The following is a 3,976-nucleotide window of genomic DNA, read 5'->3' on the forward strand; positions in this document are numbered from 1 at the left end:
GTTCAGGACCAGTGAGCCGCAGTAGAGGTCTCCGCCGACGAGACCCAGGTCGAGGTTGGTGGCCAGGTTCTGGGTCCCGCCGGTCGTGATCTGGACGAAGCGCTGGCAGGAGTGCTCCGCGGTGTCGCCGATGGGGGTGCACTTGACGTTGAAGAGACCCCACAGATGGTTGTTCTGCCAGGCGACCGACAGCATCCGGTCTTCGTTGGTGTTGATGGTGGCGTCGCCGCCGGGCGGCTGGGCTGCCATCGGCGGTGCGGAGGCGGTACCGATGGCGATGGTGTTCTCGGTCTGGTTGACCGGGCTGATACCAGGGACGCCGGTGATCGTGGTCACGATCACGTCGGTGCGGTCGTGCTCCATCGCGAACTGGTCGTTGATCCCCGACAACGAGGTGGCCGGGACGACCTCGGACTTGTTCTTGTCCTGCGCGAACGTCGTCAGAGCGACCGAAGCGCCGCCGGCCAGGAGGTCCGCCTTGTTGACGACCACGGTCTGTTCACCCAGGAACGGCTTGCCGGCCACGGCGAGGTCGTAGTTGTTCCAGGTCAGCGTGACCTTGTCGTTCGTGTAGCCGAGCTTCGGCCGGTCGTGCTGGACGTTCGAGGTGTTGCTCCCGGCAATGTAGACGGACCAGCTCCCGCGGGGGTCGGAGGTGGCGCTGACCGCGACGTCGACCTCGTCGCCGCCGGTCAGGAGGCCCTCGTAGGCAGCGAAGAAGCGGCCGGACCCGGCGTCGTAGAGCACGCGCGGATCACCGCCGGTGTTCGCCGTGAAGCCGAAGAAGGTACCCAGGTCGAAGGGGGAGCCGACGGCGTGGCCGGCCTTGTCGTAGATCTGGCCCGATCGGTTCACGAACTGGACGATGTGGGTGGGGCCGACCGCGAGCTGCGTGTCGGACGGCGCGGTCCGGGCGGCAGCGTTGTTGTCGGCGTTTCCGAGCGTGCGGAAGGTCTTCAGCTGCTCGATGACGGCCGTGGACGGAACGGCCTTCGGTGCCGCCGCGCCCTTCGGAGTCAGCGCCACGCCGGTGACGGGCAGGCTCGGCTGCCGCTGCGGTCCCACGGGGGCCGGCCGCTTCGGAGGGGCGAGGTGGGGCTGCTCCTGCGGCTCCGCGATGCGCTTGGGCCGGGGCAGCGTGCGCACGTCCACACGGCGCTTCACCTTGACCCGCGACAGCTTTCCTTCGCCGTCCGCGTGCGACGGGCTGCTGGCCGTGGACGGGACGCCGGGCAGCGGCTCGGCGGCCGCCCCGCCGGCGGGTGCGGCCACCGTGAGCGTCACTGCGAGCGCGAGGAGCAGGGCGCGGAACCAGCCTCGTACGCCGCGCATCACCCGTTGGTTCACCGGACGAAGTCGTCTCGACGACACGAGCTCCCCCCTTCACGCCTTGCCGGAAGTGCGGTCCCGCCGGCGGACCGGCAGCGGGCTTTCGTTGTCCTGCAGTAGCCGATGATCACGGGTGTGTGTCTAGCGCAAGGACCCACGGCGCCGGTTCCGCTTGTAGTGCGGCGTGCCGACGCGTCCCCCTCACGGACCATGCCGGGCTGGGCAACGTACAGGCAGCACATCAGCCGCTTCGCGCCCACCAGGTCGCACCTCGCGCGCTACGGCACAGCACTGACAGACCCCTGCGCCGCACTGACATCTACTCTGCGCACGACAACAGCCGTTCGCCCTGATGACGGTCCCGGCGTCCGCGTGTGAATGTGCGGGCTGGTGGCAGCCAATCTCCCAGCACCCGGTCACTCCATGACAGCAGCCCGGTCACCCCATGACAGCCAAGATCAGAAGCCCTGCAGGGCACAGGCAGGAACAACACCCTCGACCCAGCTGACGCTCACCCGCTGCCACCAGCGCACCCAATCACACCGGCCAACCAACCTGAACACACCCAGGTCACAGCACCAGCCCAGGCACTACATCAATGGCCCGTCATAGCTTCAAGCGCCATCGGCCAAGCCGCAGGGGAATCGGCTTCGCCATCTTCCGAGGCGGCACTATCGTGACGGGACACGAACAATCTGCCGGGTTCGTCCGCCTGTCGAACCCGAAGCGGCCGAAGCCCTCCTGCAGTCCGGCCCGCACCGACTGGCATCGGCGTGGATCCAGCCGATCCGCACGAGACGGCCGGCCCTCACCGCACCCCGGAAAGACGCACCTGTATGAGAGCCGAACACATCCATCGCGTACTGGTGGCGGTCGCCCTGCTGGGGCTGACCATGACGGCGTGCGGGGACCAGACCAACGCCGCGCAGCGGGCGCGCCGACACCCGTACGCCGGCATCGAGGAGCTGCCGGAGGCCCTGGCTCCGGACGGGACCACGATCGTCGTGGGGGATCCACAGCGGATGCCGGTTCACCTCTACGAGGACATGCGGCGCCCGGTCTGCAAGGAGGTCGAGGTGACCGGTGCTGGCGGCTCGCTGCTGGAGATGACGCTGGGCAAGGAGGTACGGACCGAATACACCCTGTCCTCCGCGTCGGACGGCCAGCTGGGCGGCACCGGATCGAAAAAGGCCGTCAACGCCCTTCGCGCCGCGCTGGAGCAGGGCAAGTTCGCCGAGTACCGGGCCGTTCTCCTCCGGAACCAGCCGGAGGAGAACGGCGACGGCTACACCGACGCGCTCCTGCTCGAGACGGCGTCACGCGTGGAGGGCCTACGCGGGCCGGCATTCGACTCTGCGGTCAGGGAGATGAAGTACGCGGACTTCGTGGAGGCGTCCCAGAAGGCGTACGAGGCCGTCGGCGCGCCCGTGGCACCCGCGGCGGACATCAACGGCAAGCGCTTGCCGGAGACCGAGTCAGACGTACTACTCACCAAGGACGTCCTCTCGGTCTGGATAGACGGCTACCGCTGACGGGACCCACGGGGCGAGGCGGCGCCGATACCTGCTCACATGCCTGCCGCCGGGGGCATGAGCGGGCACTGGTCCTTGACTGGACGGCTTCCGTAGCGGCAATGCGGCCGGCCATGTCATTCTCCGATCGGTAGCCTGCATCTTCCTGCCGGAGGTCGACATGGCGCTCCTTCCCGACATCACCGCCTTCTACGGCGCCGGCGATGAGGCTGCCCGCCTCACTTCCGGGCGCACCATCGGGACGGTCGAGCTGGTGCGGACGCAGGAACTCCTGCGTGCGCATCTTCCGCCCTCGCCCGCGTCCGTGCTGGATGTCGGCGGCGGGCCCGGAGTACATGCTCGCTGGCTCACCGAGAGCGGCTATCAGGTTCTCGTCGTCGACCCGGTGCAGGAACACGTACGGCAGGCCCGCCATCAGGGTCTGGCTGCCTTCGTGGGCGACGCGCGGCAACTCGACCAGGCAGACGTTTCCTTCGATGCTGTGCTGATGCTTGGTCCCCTCTACCACCTGCCGGACGGCGCTGGGCGTTCCCGTGCCTGGCGGGAGGCTCACCGTGTCGTCAAGCCCGGCGGCCTGGTCGCCGCGGCTGCCCTCAACCGATATGCCAAGCTCCTGGAACTGGGCTCGCCCACTGCGCTGGACATCGCGACGACGGGGCTGCGGGTACGCCGGGACGGCCCGACCACGTACTATCACGCGCCCTCAGAGCTCTGCGCCGAGGCCCGGCAGGCAGGCTTCGATGAGCCGACGGTCTACGGACTGCACGGGCCCGCCTACGAGGCCCTGAGAGCCGAAGAGCGCCGGACCGGAACGAAGGACCTGGGCGCGAGGGCGCTTGAAACCGCCCTCGCTGCCGCACGGTTCGCCGACAGCCATCCGGAACTCGTGGTCTCCAGCTTGCACCTGCTGGCCGTTGTACGCCGACCCTGCACCCCGTAGAGGGGTGCCAGCCCCTTCCCCGGCAACAAACCTGCCCTCCCCCTGGCCTTCCGCAGTCGCGTCCGTCCACGTTCTGCCTCCAGTGGCACGTGGGCACGAAGTCGCTTACCTGGCTGAGCACTTTCGTGTGTACGCCGACACGAGGACTCGAAGAGGCGTGCCGCTGGACAACTCC

The 3,976-nt window shown here is 68.5% G+C and carries 3 protein-coding genes; 2 read left to right on the forward strand and 1 reads right to left on the reverse strand.

The features are described 5' to 3' along the window. A partial coding sequence (locus tag VR44_RS31030; protein WP_045950951.1) for a hypothetical protein occupies positions 1–1,332 on the reverse strand: 1,332 nt, incomplete at its 3' end. 833 nt (positions 1,333–2,165) lie between these two features. Between VR44_RS31030 and VR44_RS31035 the strand changes: the two genes are divergently transcribed. After that, complete coding sequence (locus VR44_RS31035; protein WP_045950952.1) at positions 2,166–2,861, forward strand: DsbA family protein; 696 nt, start codon at positions 2,166–2,168, stop codon at positions 2,859–2,861. A 160-nt stretch (positions 2,862–3,021) separates the two neighbouring features. Next, positions 3,022–3,801, forward strand: coding sequence for a class I SAM-dependent methyltransferase (locus tag VR44_RS31040; protein WP_045950953.1), 780 nt, complete (start codon positions 3,022–3,024; stop codon positions 3,799–3,801). Positions 3,802–3,976 lie beyond the last annotated feature (175 nt).

Source organism: Streptomyces katrae, assembly GCF_000966975.1.
Taxonomy (GTDB): Bacteria; Actinomycetota; Actinomycetes; order Streptomycetales; family Streptomycetaceae; genus Streptomyces; species Streptomyces katrae.